14 protein-coding genes are annotated in these 14,051 nt (G+C 52.4%); 10 read left to right on the top strand and 4 right to left on the bottom strand.

What is annotated here, in order from left to right:
* The first annotated feature begins 7 nt into the window (after positions 1-7).
* The 5 genes from purA (at position 8) to OGV89_RS16505 (ending at position 7,121) form a co-directional block, all read left to right on the top strand.
* Positions 8-1,306 (top strand): adenylosuccinate synthase, encoded by a 1,299-nt coding sequence (gene purA, locus OGV89_RS16525; protein WP_003025606.1) that lies wholly within the window; start codon positions 8-10, stop codon positions 1,304-1,306.
* A gap of 216 nt (positions 1,307-1,522) precedes the next feature.
* On the top strand, positions 1,523-1,948 hold the full coding sequence (nsrR, locus tag OGV89_RS16520) for a nitric oxide-sensing transcriptional repressor NsrR (RefSeq protein ID WP_003025609.1): 426 nt from the start codon (positions 1,523-1,525) through the stop codon (positions 1,946-1,948).
* A 156-nt stretch (positions 1,949-2,104) separates the two neighbouring features.
* On the top strand, positions 2,105-4,567 hold the full coding sequence (rnr, locus tag OGV89_RS16515; RefSeq protein WP_046670813.1) for a ribonuclease R: 2,463 nt from the start codon (positions 2,105-2,107) through the stop codon (positions 4,565-4,567).
* Positions 4,568-4,637: 70 nt separating this feature from the next.
* Positions 4,638-5,369: a 23S rRNA (guanosine(2251)-2'-O)-methyltransferase RlmB gene (rlmB, locus tag OGV89_RS16510; RefSeq protein ID WP_003025615.1), complete on the top strand. Its 732-nt coding sequence runs from the start codon at positions 4,638-4,640 to the stop codon at positions 5,367-5,369.
* 129 nt (positions 5,370-5,498) lie between these two features.
* Entirely contained in the window at positions 5,499-7,121 is a 1,623-nt protein-coding gene (locus tag OGV89_RS16505) for an isovaleryl-CoA dehydrogenase (RefSeq protein WP_003844961.1), read from the top strand.
* Between the two features lie 85 nt (positions 7,122-7,206).
* Here the strand turns inward: OGV89_RS16505 and yjfN are convergent, their stop codons facing one another.
* Both yjfN and bsmA read right to left on the bottom strand, forming a co-directional pair.
* Positions 7,207-7,482 carry a DUF1471 family protease activator YjfN gene (gene yjfN / locus OGV89_RS16500; RefSeq protein ID WP_003839497.1) on the bottom strand — a complete coding sequence of 92 codons (276 nt, stop codon included), beginning with the start codon at positions 7,480-7,482 and terminating at the stop codon, positions 7,207-7,209.
* A gap of 147 nt (positions 7,483-7,629) precedes the next feature.
* The gene (gene bsmA, locus OGV89_RS16495; protein WP_003025640.1) at positions 7,630-7,959 is read right to left on the bottom strand and encodes a biofilm peroxide resistance protein BsmA; all 330 of its coding nucleotides are present in this window, start codon (positions 7,957-7,959) and stop codon (positions 7,630-7,632) included.
* A 181-nt stretch (positions 7,960-8,140) separates the two neighbouring features.
* On the opposite strand from bsmA, the gene yjfP reads away from it, so the two are divergent.
* Positions 8,141-8,890 (top strand): esterase, encoded by a 750-nt coding sequence (yjfP, locus tag OGV89_RS16490; RefSeq protein WP_003844960.1) that lies wholly within the window; start codon positions 8,141-8,143, stop codon positions 8,888-8,890.
* On the opposite strand, the gene ulaR is transcribed toward yjfP, so the two are convergent.
* Positions 8,887-9,642, bottom strand: a complete 756-nt coding sequence (ulaR, locus tag OGV89_RS16485) for an HTH-type transcriptional regulator UlaR (protein ID WP_003844959.1) — start codon at positions 9,640-9,642, stop codon at positions 8,887-8,889. The genes yjfP and ulaR overlap by 4 nt on opposite strands.
* Positions 9,643-9,749: 107 nt before the next feature.
* Positions 9,750-10,814, bottom strand: coding sequence for an L-ascorbate 6-phosphate lactonase (ulaG, locus tag OGV89_RS16480; RefSeq protein WP_003025649.1), 1,065 nt, complete (start codon positions 10,812-10,814; stop codon positions 9,750-9,752).
* A 368-nt stretch (positions 10,815-11,182) separates the two neighbouring features.
* Between ulaG and ulaA the strand changes: the two genes are divergently transcribed.
* From ulaA to ulaD, 4 genes are read left to right on the top strand one after another with little or no spacing between them, the layout of a single operon-like run.
* Positions 11,183-12,580 (top strand): PTS ascorbate transporter subunit IIC, encoded by a 1,398-nt coding sequence (gene ulaA, locus OGV89_RS16475; protein WP_003025652.1) that lies wholly within the window; start codon positions 11,183-11,185, stop codon positions 12,578-12,580.
* Between the two features lie 15 nt (positions 12,581-12,595).
* Positions 12,596-12,901, top strand: coding sequence for a PTS ascorbate transporter subunit IIB (gene ulaB / locus OGV89_RS16470; protein ID WP_003025655.1), 306 nt, complete (start codon positions 12,596-12,598; stop codon positions 12,899-12,901).
* 10 nt (positions 12,902-12,911) lie between these two features.
* A complete protein-coding gene (gene ulaC / locus OGV89_RS16465) occupies positions 12,912-13,379 on the top strand; it encodes a PTS ascorbate transporter subunit IIA (protein ID WP_003025658.1) in 468 nt (155 codons plus the stop codon).
* 12 nt (positions 13,380-13,391) lie between these two features.
* Complete coding sequence (gene ulaD / locus OGV89_RS16460; protein ID WP_003025660.1) at positions 13,392-14,042, top strand: 3-keto-L-gulonate-6-phosphate decarboxylase UlaD; 651 nt, start codon at positions 13,392-13,394, stop codon at positions 14,040-14,042.
* Positions 14,043-14,051 lie beyond the last annotated feature (9 nt).

Genomic DNA, 14,051 nt, shown 5'->3' with positions numbered 1-14,051 from the left:
TTGAAAAATGGGTAACAACGTCGTCGTACTGGGCACCCAATGGGGTGACGAAGGTAAAGGGAAGATCGTCGATCTTCTGACTGAACGGGCTAAATATGTTGTGCGCTACCAGGGTGGTCACAACGCAGGCCATACTCTCGTAATCAACGGTGAAAAAACCGTCCTCCATCTTATTCCATCAGGTATTCTTCGCGAGAATGTCATCAGCATCATCGGTAACGGTGTTGTTCTGTCTCCGTCCGCGCTGATGAAAGAAATGAAAGGACTGGAAGATCGTGGTATCCCGGTTCGCGAGCGCCTGCTGCTGTCTGAAGCTTGTCCGCTGATCCTTGATTATCACGTTGCGTTGGATAACGCTCGTGAGAAAGCGCGTGGCGAGAAAGCGATCGGTACTACCGGTCGTGGTATCGGTCCGGCTTATGAAGACAAAGTAGCTCGTCGCGGTCTGCGTGTTGGCGATCTGTTTGATAAAGCAACCTTCGCTGAAAAACTGAAAGAAGTGATGGAATATCACAACTTCCAGCTGGTGAATTTCTATAAAGTTGAAGCAGTTGACTACCAGAAAGTGCTGGATGATGTGATGGCTATCGCCGACATCCTGACCTCGATGGTTGTTGATGTTTCCGATCTGCTGGACCAAGCGCGTAAGCGTGGCGATTTCGTCATGTTTGAAGGTGCGCAGGGTACGCTGCTGGATATCGACCACGGTACCTATCCGTACGTAACGTCCTCCAACACCACCGCAGGTGGCGTGGCAACCGGCTCTGGCCTGGGCCCACGTTATGTGGACTACGTTCTGGGTATCATCAAAGCTTACTCTACTCGTGTAGGTGCGGGTCCGTTCCCGACTGAACTGTTTGATGACGTTGGCGAGTTCCTGTGCAAACAAGGTAACGAGTATGGTGCGACCACCGGTCGTCGTCGTCGTACCGGCTGGCTGGACTCCGTTGCTGTACGCCGTGCAGTACAGATTAACTCCCTGTCTGGCTTCTGCCTGACCAAACTGGACGTACTGGACGGTTTGAAAGAGGTGAAAATCTGTGTCGCTTACCGTATGCCGGATGGCCGTGAAGTAACGACTACTCCGCTGGCAGCAGACGACTGGAAAGGTATCGAGCCGATTTACGAAACCATGCCGGGCTGGTCTGAATCTACCTTCGGCGTGAAGGAACGTAGCGGTCTGCCGCAGGCTGCACTGAACTACATCAAGCGTATTGAAGAACTGACCGGTGTGCCGATTGATATTATCTCAACTGGCCCAGACCGTACTGAAACCATGATCCTGCGCGACCCGTTCGACGCATAATTCTGGTTATAGCGTGGCGTCGAATGGCGCTGCGCTTGCAATATCTCAAGCCGGATAAGGTGCTTTGCATCAGAATCCGGCTTAAAATCACGTAAGTTCCTCGCTTTTTTCCTTCCCGAACTGAAATAAATTAGCGACCTGGCTGGTGGCTGGTTTATCATCAATATAATTAATACCACCAGGTTTATCCGTTTTATCCCTTTTCCTGAGGTTGATGTGCAGTTAACAAGTTTCACCGATTACGGATTACGTGCGCTAATCTACATGGCGTCACTTCCCGAAGGACGTATGACCAGTATTTCTGAGGTGACAGAAGTCTACGGCGTGTCCCGTAATCATATGGTCAAAATAATCAATCAACTTAGCCGGGCGGGCTTTGTTACTGCTATTCGAGGAAAAAATGGCGGTATCCGCTTGGGTAAACCCGCTAAGGATATTGGTATTGGTGATGTGGTTCGCGAGCTGGAACCCTTATCGTTGGTCAACTGTAGCAGCGAGTTTTGCCACATTACCCCGGCCTGTCGACTCAAACAGGCGCTTTCTAAGGCAGTGCAAAGTTTTCTCACGGAGCTGGACAACTACACACTTGCTGATTTGGTTGAAGAGAATCAACCGCTTTATAAATTATTGCTGGTGGAGTAATGAAGTCCAAAGTATTTCGCGTCGCATCGCGGCGGCAACTGAGCGAGTCGCCAGGAGCTTACAAACGTAAGTGACTGGTGGGAGCAAAGGCAGCCAACAAAGAGGCGTCGTGAAAGACGAAGGAATTCCATCAGAGCTGACAATGGAGGAACCTCAATGTCACAAGATCCTTTCCAGGAACGCGAAGCTGAAAAATACGCGAATCCTATCCCAAGCCGGGAATTTATCCTCGAACATTTAACTAAACGTGAAAAACCGGCCAACCGCGATGAGCTGGCCGCTGAACTCAACATTGAAGGTGAAGAGCAGCAGGAAGCACTGCGCCGCCGTCTGCGCGCGATGGAGCGTGACGGACAACTGGTCTTCACTCGTCGTCAGTGCTATGCGCTGCCGGAGCGTCTCGACCTGCTGAAAGGTACCGTTATTGGCCACCGTGATGGCTACGGCTTTCTGCGCGTTGAAGGCCGCAAAGATGACCTGTACCTGTCCAGCGAGCAGATGAAAACCTGCATTCATGGCGATCAGGTGCTGGCGCAGCCGCTGGGCGCGGACCGTAAAGGTCGTCGCGAAGCGCGTATTGTGCGCGTACTGGTGCCAAAAACCAGCCAAATTGTCGGTCGCTACTTCACCGATGCTGGCGTTGGGTTTGTCGTCCCTGACGACAGCCGTCTGAGTTTCGATATCCTGATCCCGCCGGAAGAGGTGATGGGCGCTCGTATGGGCTTTGTGGTCGTCGTTGAACTGACCCAACGTCCGACTCGCCGCACCAAAGCGGTGGGTAAAATTGTAGAAGTGCTGGGTGACAACATGGGAACCAGCATGGCCGTTGATATGGCCCTGCGTACTCATGAAATCCCATATATCTGGCCGCAGGCTGTTGAGAAACAGGTCGCCGGGCTGAAAGAAGAAGTGCCGGAAGAGGCGAAAATAGGACGTGTCGATCTGCGCGACCTGCCGTTGGTGACTATCGATGGCGAAGATGCGCGTGACTTCGACGATGCGGTTTACTGCGAGAAGAAACGCGGCGGCGGCTGGCGTTTATGGGTGGCGATTGCCGACGTAAGCTATTACGTTCGCCCGCCGACTCCGCTGGACCAGGAAGCCCGCAGCCGTGGCACATCCGTTTACTTCCCGTCGCAGGTTGTCCCGATGCTGCCGGAAGTGCTTTCTAATGGATTGTGTTCGCTCAACCCGCAGGTGGACAGGTTGTGTATGGTCTGTGAAATGACCATTTCGTCGAAAGGCCGTTTAACCGGCTTTAAATTCTACGAAGCGGTCATGAGTTCCCATGCACGTCTGACCTACACCAAGGTCTGGCACATGCTGCAGGGCGACCAGGAGCTGCGTGAGCAGTACGCACCGCTGGTCAAACACATTGAAGAGCTGCATAACCTCTACAAAGTGCTGGATAAAGCCCGCGAAGAGCGCGGCGGTATCTCGTTTGAAAGTGAAGAGGCGAAGTTTATCTTCAATGCTGAACGCCGTATTGAGCGTATTGAGCAGACGCAGCGTAACGACGCGCACAAGCTGATTGAAGAGTGCATGATCATGGCGAACATCTCAGCGGCGCGATTCGTTGAGAAAGCCAAAGAGCCCGCGCTGTTCCGTATTCACGATAAGCCGACGACCGAAGCGATTAACTCGTTCCGTTCCGTCCTGGCAGAGCTGGGACTGGAGCTGCCAGGTGGCAACAAACCTGAGCCGCGCGATTATGCTGAACTGCTGGAGTCGATTGCTGACCGTCCTGACGCAGAAATGCTGCAAACCATGCTGCTGCGTTCGATGAAGCAGGCGATTTACGATCCGGAAAACCGTGGTCACTTCGGCCTGGCGCTGCAATCTTATGCACACTTTACTTCACCGATCCGTCGTTACCCGGACCTCTCCTTGCACCGGGCGATTAAGTATCTGCTGGCGCAGGAGCAGGGTCATAAAGGCAACACCACGGAAACGGGTGGCTACCATTATTCGATGGAAGAGATGCTGCAACTGGGTCAGCATTGTTCGATGGCCGAGCGCCGTGCTGACGAAGCCACACGCGATGTCTCTGACTGGCTGAAGTGCGACTTCATGCTGGATCAGGTGGGGAATGTCTTCAAAGGCGTGATTGCCAGCGTCACCGGATTTGGTTTCTTTGTCCGTCTTGATGAGCTGTTTATCGACGGTCTGGTGCATGTCTCCTCCCTGGATAACGACTACTATCGTTTCGACCAGGTTGGGCAGCGCCTGACGGGGGAATCCAGCGGTCAGATGTATCGCCTGGGCGATCGCGTGGAAGTTCGCGTGGAAGCAGTCAACATGGACGAGCGTAAGATCGACTTTAGCTTGATCTCCAGCGAACGTGCGCCGCGTAATGAAGGTAAAACTGCGCGCGAAAAAGCCAAAAAAAGCGATGCGGGTAAAAATACCGGTAAACGTCGTCAGATGGGCAAAAAGGTGAATTTCGAGCCGGACAGCGCTTTCCGCGGCGAGAAAAAAGGCAGAGCCAAACCTCAGGCGGAAAAGAATGCGGCTGAGAAGAAAGGCGACAAAAAAGCGAAAAAGCCATCGGCAAAAACGCTTAAAATCGCTGCCGCCACCAAAGCTAAACGTGCGGCGAAAAAGAAAGCCGCACAATAACTGCCATAAACAGTAAGTCGGGCAATCTCGTGTTGCCCGCGTTATGCATAAACTATTAACGAGTACATTCATGAGTGAAATGATTTACGGCATCCATGCGGTGCAGGCTCTGCTGGAACGTGCGCCTGAGCGCTTCCAGGACGTCTTTATTCTCAAAGGTCGTGAAGATAAACGCCTGCTGCCGCTGATCCACGCACTGGAAGCACAGGGTGTTGTCATTCAACTGGCTAACCGTCAGTTTCTGGATGAGAAAAGCGAGGGTGCGGTACATCAGGGGATTATTGCTCGCGTGAAGCCTGGGCGTCAGTATCAGGAAAACGATCTGCCGGATCTGATTGCTACGCTCGATCAGCCGTTCTTTTTGATCCTCGATGGCGTCACCGACCCGCATAACCTGGGGGCATGCCTGCGTAGCGCCGATGCCGCTGGCGTACATGCTGTAATCGTACCGAAGGATCGTTCCGCTCAGTTGAATGCTACGGCGAAAAAAGTGGCCTGCGGTGCGGCAGAAAGCGTACCGCTGATCCGCGTGACCAACCTGGCGCGCACCATGCGTATGCTGCAGGAAGAGAATATCTGGATCGTCGGAACCGCTGGCGAAGCCGACCATACTCTCTACCAGAGCAAAATGACCGGACGTCTGGCGCTGGTGATGGGCGCAGAAGGTGAAGGTATGCGCCGTCTGACCCGTGAACACTGTGACGAACTCATCAGCATCCCGATGGCAGGTAGCGTTTCGTCGCTGAACGTTTCAGTTGCGACGGGCATCTGCCTGTTTGAAGCAGTCCGTCAGCGCAGCTAAACTATCTCCCTGATTTCTCTCTTCTCTCAAGCCATCTTTCGGGATGGCTTTTTTGTGACCGTTGTCCCATGCGTTCTCTCTGCTGCCTGACCATACTTAAAGCGATGGCCATTGACGGAGGGAGACACAATGCACTGGCAAACGCATACCGTTTTTAACCAACCTGTACCGCTCAATAACAGTAATTTGTACCTGTCGGATGGGGCCCTGTGCGAAGCGGTTATCCGCGAAGGTGCTGGCTGGGACAGCGATCTCCTCGCCAGTATTGGTCAGCAGTTAGGGACTGCCGAGTCGCTCGAACTGGGTCGTCTGGCCAATGCTTTTCCACCTGAACTGTTGCGCTACGACCCGCAGGGGCAGCGGCTGGATGATGTGCGTTTTCATCCTGCCTGGCATTTGCTGATGCAGGGATTGTGCGCCAACCGCGTACATAATCTGGCCTGGGAAGAAGACGCGAGGCAGGGAACATTTGTTGCCCGGGCGGCGCGTTTCATGCTGCATGCGCAGGTTGAAGCAGGCACGTTGTGTCCGGTGACCATGACGTTTGCCGCTACGCCGCTGTTACTTCAAATGTTACCCGCCCCCTTTCACGACTGGCTGACGCCGCTGCTAAGCGACCGTTATGACTCGCATTTACTGCCCGCAGGGCAAAAGCGCGGGCTACTGATTGGTATGGGTATGACCGAAAAACAGGGTGGTTCAGATGTGCTGAGCAATACCACTCAGGCAGAACGTCTTGTCGACGGCTCGTATCGGCTGGTGGGACATAAGTGGTTTTTCTCCGTGCCGCAAAGCGATGCCCATTTGGTGCTGGCCCAGGCAAAGGGCGGCTTATCCTGCTTTTTTGTACCGCGATTTTTACCTGATGGGCAGCGTAATGCCATCCGTCTTGAACGACTGAAAGATAAGTTAGGCAACCGCTCCAACGCCAGCTGCGAGGTTGAATTCCACGATGCGATTGGCTGGCTATTGGGCGAAGAAGGGGAAGGCATCCGCCATATCCTGAAGATGGGCGGGATGACGCGTTTTGACTGCGCGCTCGGCAGTCACGGCATGATGCGACGTGCTTTTTCCATCGCGATTTATCATGCGCACCAGCGACAGGTTTTTGGCAAGTCATTGATTGAACAGCCGATGATGCGTCAGGTATTAGGTCGGATGGCGCTCCAACTGGAAGGTCAAACGGCGCTACTGTTTCGACTGGCGCGGGCCTGGGACCGTAGTGCTGATGCCAAAGAAGCGCTGTGGGCCAGGTTGTTCACGCCAGCAGCGAAATTCTCCGTTTGCAAGGTCGGTATGCCGTTTGTGGCTGAGGCGATGGAAGTGCTGGGCGGGATTGGCTATTGCGAGGAGAGTGAGCTGTCGCGCCTGTATCGTGAGATGCCGGTAAACAGTATCTGGGAAGGCTCCGGCAACATTATGTGCCTTGATGTATTGCGGGTACTGACAAAACAACCCGGCATCTACGATATGCTCAGCGAAGCCTTTGCGGAGGTAAAGGGGCAGGATCGACATTACGATCGGATGGTGCGTCAGCTACAGCAGCGTTTACGTAAACCCAGTGAGGCATTGGGACGAGAGATTACGCAGCAGCTTTTCCTGCTCGGTTGCGGGGCGCAGATGTTGCGTTATTCTTCTCCGCCAGTGGCGCAGGCCTGGTGCCAAATGATGCTTGATACGCGGGGTGGACTACGATTGTCTGAACAGGTGCTGAACGATTTGCTCCTGCGGGCAACGGGGGGGTTACGGTAATAACTTGCCTGATGGCGACGCGGGTGCGTCTTATCATGCCTACGCTCAGTCCAGGTCAGATAAGTTTACGCCATCCGGCAATCTGTTACGCATAAAGTATGGCCTGTACGCGCCAGTTGTCGGGCTGCTGGTCTTCGTACATCTGAATGATCCGATACCATGAGGCACCTTGTTCATCCGCTTTTAACGCGATTACACGTTCTACATCCTGCGGATTCCCTGCAATGTTACTGACAGAGATCAGGCCAATTTCGTTCAAGCCCGTAACGCAGTCAGCACTGGCGAATTCGGCAGACTGCGCCGTAGTGCCTGCCAGTCCGGCAGAAAGCAGCAGTGAGGATAAGGCAAGAGATTGTTTCATCGTCAGCTCCATTATTCGTACCCCTACACACGGCAGGGCATTCCATCGCGATAATAAACCTCAAGCTTCCTGCTGTTGGTTTATTGTGCACAGGTAAACGCATAGAGGCGCAAAGCAATGTAAAGCTGACTAAATTTCAACCCAATGTTATTTACGATATAAAATCGCCTGTGAATACCATTGGCCTGTCACGATGGTTTCATCTACTAATAAAACCACGTAGTAATCAGCTTTAGCCGCGACGGCTTTGGCACGGATCTCTGCCAGCGCATCATCCGGAGAGCCTCTAACCAGCGCGCTAACCGTCCCTAATCGCTGTAACCCATTACTCTGGTCACGGCGGATCTCCTGCGGGTGGTCGGCAACGGGCGGTGCGGGTTGCGGCGTTCCCTGTAGCACGCTACAGGCGCTTAAAAACATAACCAGCAACAAAGAGGCAAACCGACGCATAACTCTATCTCGTTTCCTGATAGCCATAGTGTAGTGCCTTATTAATTTCCCTTTAGGGGAATGTTCCCGAATTGTTATCTCTCACGCGATTTTCGAATGAAAATGTTGCGAAAGCGTAACCCAGTTCTCAACATTATGAATCATTACCGAACACATTCGCTTGCGTTAAGTATTGCTGCATGGCATACCAGAAAAAAAGGGGCAACAAATGATAGAAATTGAGACACGACAGTTAGCTGGTATCCCTGTCCTGCATGCCGTTCCGGCTGGTAAACGCGAATGTTCACTCCCTTGTATTCTCTTTTATCACGGGTTTACATCTTCAAGTCTGGTCTACAGTTATTTTGCCGTTGCGCTGGCTCAGGCCGGATTTCGCGTCGTCATGCCAGATGCACCCGATCATGGCGCCCGATTTAACGGTAATGCTCAGGAGCGAATGTTCCGCTTCTGGCATATATTGCAGCAAAACATGCAGGAGTTTACGACGTTACGTGCGGCTCTGGTGGCAGAAAATTGGCTTTCAGATGAGCGGCTTGCCGTCGGTGGGGCATCAATGGGAGGAATGACTGCATTGGGCATAATGGCGCGCCATCCTGAGGTTAAATGTGTAGCCAGCCTGATGGGCTCAGGATATTTTACCCGGCTTGCGCAGACGCTTTTTCCTCCTTTACTGGTTCAGACCCCAGAGCAACAGGCGGAATTTGATGCCGTTATTGCCCCGCTTGCCGAATGGGATGTTACGCATCAGTTGCCACGCCTCGCCGACAGGCCGTTGTTGCTGTGGCATGGACAGGATGATGATGTTGTACCGGCTGTTGAAACCTTCCGCTTACAGCAAGCGCTGATTCAGGCAGGTTTGGACAACAATCTGACCTGCCTGTGGGAAGCGGGCGTACGGCATCGCATCACGCCAGAAGCGTTGGCCGCAACAGTGACGTTTTTCCGCCAGCACCTTTAAACGCGCATAATGCTCACGCCCTGAGCTTCAAGCTGTTGTAGAATCTCAGGGTTTGCATTTTTGCCGGTAATGAGCATATTGATTTGATCGGCGCGACTGAACAGCATTCCCGCACGTTCACCGACTTTACTGCTATCGACCAGCACCACCAGTTTACCCACCACGTTAAGCATCTTCTGCTCGGCCATCGCGGTCAGCATATCGGTTTTATACAGTCCGTCCGCGGTCAACCCTTTGCCGCTGGTAAACATCCAGTGTCCGGCATACAGGCTATTTTCACTGCCTTGCGGGCTAAGCGTAATGGATTGGCTTTTGTTATATTGCCCTCCCATGATGATCACGCTGTCATGCTCCTGGTCGATCAGATAGTTCGCCAGCGGCAAATAATTGGTGATGATCTGCACCGGCTTGCCGCACATTTCGCGACCCAGCAGGAAAGCGGTCGATCCGCAGTTGATCACTACGCTTTCACCCGCATTCACAAGCTGGGATGCTGCCTTGGCAATGCGAACTTTTTCATCGTGGTTCTGCGCCTGGTGAAGATTCATTGGCGTCCAGCGCGGCCGCTGCTGGGTAATAGCTTCTGCGCCGTTGCGTACTTTCTTGAGTTTGCCGCTTTCGTCGAGCTTGTTGATGTCCCGGCGCGCAGTGGCGGGTGAAATCCCCAGACGCTCAACTACGTTCTCAACGGTAACAAAGCCCAACTGCGCCAGCATATCCAGCAATATTTGATGTCTTTGTGCTTCAGTCATGAGCTATTCCGATACAAATTGATTTGAAAAGATGATATTTGAAATAGCCTGGAAATACTAAAGTAAATGGGAAAAAAATGCCGGGATGGCCCGGCATTTTGTGTGGATCACAAGAACGATTTAAACGGTAAATCCGGTTCAATGGTGAAGCAGTCATCAAAGCCGCGCGGATAGTGATATTCAAAGTTATCTTTGTCCAGCGGCCAGGTGAACTTGCCACCTACCTGCCAGATGAATGGCTTAAAGCCATACTTAAGGCGATCTTTTTTCATCTCCCACAGTACGCGGATCTCCTGCGGATCGGCCTGAAAGTTTGACCAGATATCATGATGGAAAGGGATCACCACTTTTGTATTCAGGGCCTCCGCCATACGCAGCATGTCAGAACTGGTCATTTTGTCCGTAATACCCCGTGGGTTCTCGCCGTAGGATCCGAGTGCGACGTCGATCTGGTGCTCGTTGCCATGCTTTGCATAGTAGTTGGAGTAGTGCGAGTCGCCGCTATGATAAAGCGTACCGCCCGGCGTTTTGAACAGATAGTTTACGGCGCGGGCATCCATACCATCCGGCAGTACGCCAGCGGCTTTCTGATCGGCGGGCAGGGTGATTAACGCAGTACGATCGAACGCATCAAGCGCATGAATTTCAATATCTTTCACTTTTACCACATCGCCTGGTTTTACCACGATGCAGCGCTCTTTTGGTACACCCCAACCGATCCACAGATCCACACAAGTCTGCGGTCCAATAAACGGCACGTCGTCGGCACAGTTCTGCATGACGGCTGCCGCAACATTTACGTCGATGTGATCGTTATGATCGTGCGTGGCCAGCACCGCATCGATCTGACGAATGGCAAACGGATCAAGAACAAACGGCGTGGTGCGCAGGTTTGGCTGCAGCTTCTTCACCCCTGCCATGCGTTGCATCTGGTGACCGGTTTTCATCAGCGGGTTACCGTGACTCTGTTTGCCCGTGCCGCACCAGAAATCGACGCAGACGTTAGTCCCGCCTTCCGACTTCAGCCAAATTCCGGTACAGCCGAGCCACCACATCGCGAAAGTACCTGGTGCGACCTGTTCCTGCTCGATCTCTTCATTCAGCCAGCTTCCCCACTCCGGGAATGTGCTCAGGATCCATGATTCACGCGTGATGCTTTTTACTTTACTCATCGCAATTACCTTCATGTTTATTCAAGTTGAATCAAATTGTGATTTGTTTTGATTGATACTGACATCATTTTCTCAAGAAGGCAATGCGTTGATTTTTGATGTTGAATGAAAAATTGTTAACAAATTACAACGTGACAAGATGGTTTATATGAAATGTATTTTTTTTATTTTATTGTTTTAAATGGATTTATTTTGAAGTGAATGAATTCGGAGCAAATCCACTCTGCAAGTGAGAGAATTATTTGCGTACTGCATCACATTTAATCAAATTCAATCTTGTTGTGATTACTTTTGAAAATTAGAGTGAGGGCACAACATCCTGGGCATCTGTAATGAATGTTCAGCAACTTCGTCTACTGGAGATCGTTATGGAGATCCTCTACAACATCTTTACCGTCTTTTTTAATCAGGTCATGACCAATGCACCGTTGCTGTTGGGTATTGTGACCTGCCTCGGCTACATCCTGTTGCGTAAAAGTGTCAGCGTCATTATCAAAGGCACGATCAAAACGATTATCGGTTTTATGTTATTGCAGGCAGGGTCGGGCATTCTGACCAGCACGTTTAAACCGGTAGTGGCGAAGATGTCCGAGGTTTACGGTATCAACGGTGCGATTTCCGATACCTATGCCTCCATGATGGCAACCATCGAACGTATGGGGGATGCCTATAGCTGGGTAGGGTACGCGGTACTGTTGGCGCTGGCGCTAAACATTTGTTATGTACTGCTACGGCGGATTACCGGTATTCGTACCATCATGCTGACCGGGCACATCATGTTCCAGCAGGCGGGCCTGATCGCCGTCTCTTTCTACATCTTTGGCTATTCCATGTGGACCACCATCATCTGTACCGCGGTGCTGGTGTCGCTCTACTGGGGCATTACCTCCAATATGATGTACAAGCCGACCCAGGAAGTGACCGACGGCTGTGGTTTTTCCATCGGTCACCAGCAGCAGTTCGCCTCCTGGATTGCTTACAAAGTCGCGCCGTATCTGGGTAAGAAAGAGGAGAGCGTAGAAGATCTCAAGCTGCCAGGCTGGCTGAATATCTTCCATGACAACATCGTTTCTACCGCGATTGTGATGACCATCTTCTTCGGGGCTATCCTGCTCTCTTTCGGCATTGATGTGGTTCAGGCGATGGCGGGTAAAACCCACTGGACCGTGTATATCCTGCAAACCGGTTTTTCGTTTGCTGTCGCTATCTTCATCATCACCCAGGGCGTACGTATGTTCGTTGCTGAACTTTCAGAAGCGTTCAACGGTATCTCTCAACGTCTGATCCCGGGCGCGGTACTGGCCATCGACTGCGCGGCGATTTATAGCTTTGCTCCTAACGCGGTGGTCTGGGGCTTTATGTGGGGGACCATCGGCCAACTGATTGCGGTGGGCATCCTTGTGGCCTGCGGCTCTTCCATTCTGATTATCCCAGGTTTTATCCCGATGTTCTTCTCGAACGCCACTATCGGCGTATTTGCTAACCACTTTGGCGGCTGGCGCGCAGCGCTCAAGATTTGCCTGGTGATGGGGATGATCGAAATCTTCGGCTGCGTCTGGGCGGTGAAGCTCACCGGTATGAGCGCCTGGATGGGCATGGCGGACTGGTCAATTCTGGCACCGCCGATGATGCAAGGCTTTGCCTCCATCGGCATCGTGTTTATGGCCGTCATTATTCTGATTGCACTGGCTTATATGTTTTTCGCAGGACGCACGTTGCGTGCTGAGGAAGACGCAGAAAAACAACTGGCAGAACACTCTGCTTAATAAGGAGTTCCGATTATGACCGTACGTATTCTGGCTGTGTGTGGCAATGGGCAGGGCAGTTCCATGATCATGAAAATGAAGGTGGACCAGTTTTTAACCCAGTCAAATATTGACCATACGGTAAACAGCTGCGCCGTGGGTGAATACAAAAGTGAACTGAGCGGAGCGGATATTATCATCGCCTCTACGCATATCGCCGGTGAGATTACCGTTTCTGGCAATAAATATGTCGTTGGCGTACGCAACATGCTGTCTCCTGCCGATTTTGGACCAAAACTGCTGGAAGTGATCAAAGCGCATTTTCCGCAGGACGTGAAGTAAGGGGCGGCATATGAAATTACGTGACTCGCTGGCAGACAATAGTTCCATCCTTTTGCAAGCCGAGGCCAGTACCTGGCAGGAAGCGGTAAAGCTTGGCGTGGATCTGCTGGTTAAGGCTGATGTGGTTGAACCACGCTACTACCAAGCCATCCTTGATGGCGTTGAGCAGTTTGGCCCGTACTTTGTGATTGCGCCAGGCCTGGCGATGCCGCACGGCCGTCCGGAGGAAGGGGTCAAGAAAACCGGTTTTGCGCTGGTGACGCTGAAAACGCCGCTGGTGTTTAACCACGAGGATAACGACCCGGTCGACATTCTGATCACGATGGCGGCAGTTGACGCCAACACGCATCAGGAAGTGGGCATCATGCAGATCGTGAATCTCTTTGATGACGAAGCCAATTTCGACCGTTTACGTGCCTGCCGCACCGCGCAGGAAGTGTTGGATTTAATTGATAACGCCACTGCGGCGGCTGTTTAAAAGGATACCAAAATGTCATTACCTATGTTGCAGGTTGCGCTGGATAACCAATCAATGTCTTCCGCGTATGAAACGACGCGTCTGATTGCCGAAGAGGTCGATATCATTGAGGTGGGCACTATTCTTTGCGTGGCAGAGGGCGTGCGCGCCGTTCGCGATCTGAAAGCGCTTTACCCACATAAAATTGTGCTGGCGGACGCCAAAATTGCCGATGCGGGAAAAATCCTCTCCCGCATGTGTTTCGAAGCCAACGCTGACTGGGTCACCGTCATCTGCTGTGCCGATATCAACACCACCAAGGGGGCGCTGGAGGTGGCGAAAGAATTTAACGGTGATGTACAGATTGAACTGACTGGTTACTGGACCTGGGAGCAGGCGCAAGAGTGGCGTGACGCAGGGATTGGGCAAGTTGTATATCACCGCAGTCGTGATGCGCAGGCGGCGGGCGTGGCGTGGGGAGAAGCGGATATCAGCGCGATCAAGCGTCTGTCCGAGATGGGCTTTAAAGTCACCGTCACCGGCGGTCTGGCGCTGGAAGATCTGCCGCTGTTCCAGGGAATTCCGATTCACGTCTTTATTGCCGGCCGCAGTATTCGCGATGCCGCCTCTCCGGTGGAAGCGGCCCGTCAGTTCAAACGTTCTATCGCCCAACTGTGGGGATAAGGAGCGACT

Source organism: Citrobacter sp. Cf125, from assembly GCF_030333935.1.
Classification (GTDB): Bacteria; Pseudomonadota; Gammaproteobacteria; order Enterobacterales; family Enterobacteriaceae; genus Citrobacter; species Citrobacter freundii.
Note: the sequence above shows the minus strand (reverse complement) of the source record. Positions and strands in the feature narration are given on the sequence as shown.

Bases quoted from the DNA above. Each gene is read 5' to 3' on its own strand.
- ulaD (WP_003025660.1), top strand. From the start codon at position 13,392: ATGTCATTACCTATGTTGCAGGTTGCGCTGGATAACCAATCAATGTCT.
- yjfN (WP_003839497.1), bottom strand. From the start codon at position 7,482: ATGAAACAATCTCTTGCCTTATCCTCACTGCTGCTTTCTGCCGGACTG.
- bsmA (WP_003025640.1), bottom strand. From the start codon at position 7,959: ATGGCTATCAGGAAACGAGATAGAGTTATGCGTCGGTTTGCCTCTTTG.
- ulaG (WP_003025649.1), bottom strand. From the start codon at position 10,814: ATGAGTAAAGTAAAAAGCATCACGCGTGAATCATGGATCCTGAGCACA.
- yjfP (WP_003844960.1), top strand. From the start codon at position 8,141: ATGATAGAAATTGAGACACGACAGTTAGCTGGTATCCCTGTCCTGCAT.
- OGV89_RS16505 (WP_003844961.1), top strand. From the start codon at position 5,499: ATGCACTGGCAAACGCATACCGTTTTTAACCAACCTGTACCGCTCAAT.
- ulaC (WP_003025658.1), top strand. From the start codon at position 12,912: ATGAAATTACGTGACTCGCTGGCAGACAATAGTTCCATCCTTTTGCAA.
- purA (WP_003025606.1), top strand. From the start codon at position 8: ATGGGTAACAACGTCGTCGTACTGGGCACCCAATGGGGTGACGAAGGT.
- ulaB (WP_003025655.1), top strand. From the start codon at position 12,596: ATGACCGTACGTATTCTGGCTGTGTGTGGCAATGGGCAGGGCAGTTCC.
- rnr (WP_046670813.1), top strand. From the start codon at position 2,105: ATGTCACAAGATCCTTTCCAGGAACGCGAAGCTGAAAAATACGCGAAT.
- ulaR (WP_003844959.1), bottom strand. From the start codon at position 9,642: ATGACTGAAGCACAAAGACATCAAATATTGCTGGATATGCTGGCGCAG.
- ulaA (WP_003025652.1), top strand. From the start codon at position 11,183: ATGGAGATCCTCTACAACATCTTTACCGTCTTTTTTAATCAGGTCATG.
- rlmB (WP_003025615.1), top strand. From the start codon at position 4,638: ATGAGTGAAATGATTTACGGCATCCATGCGGTGCAGGCTCTGCTGGAA.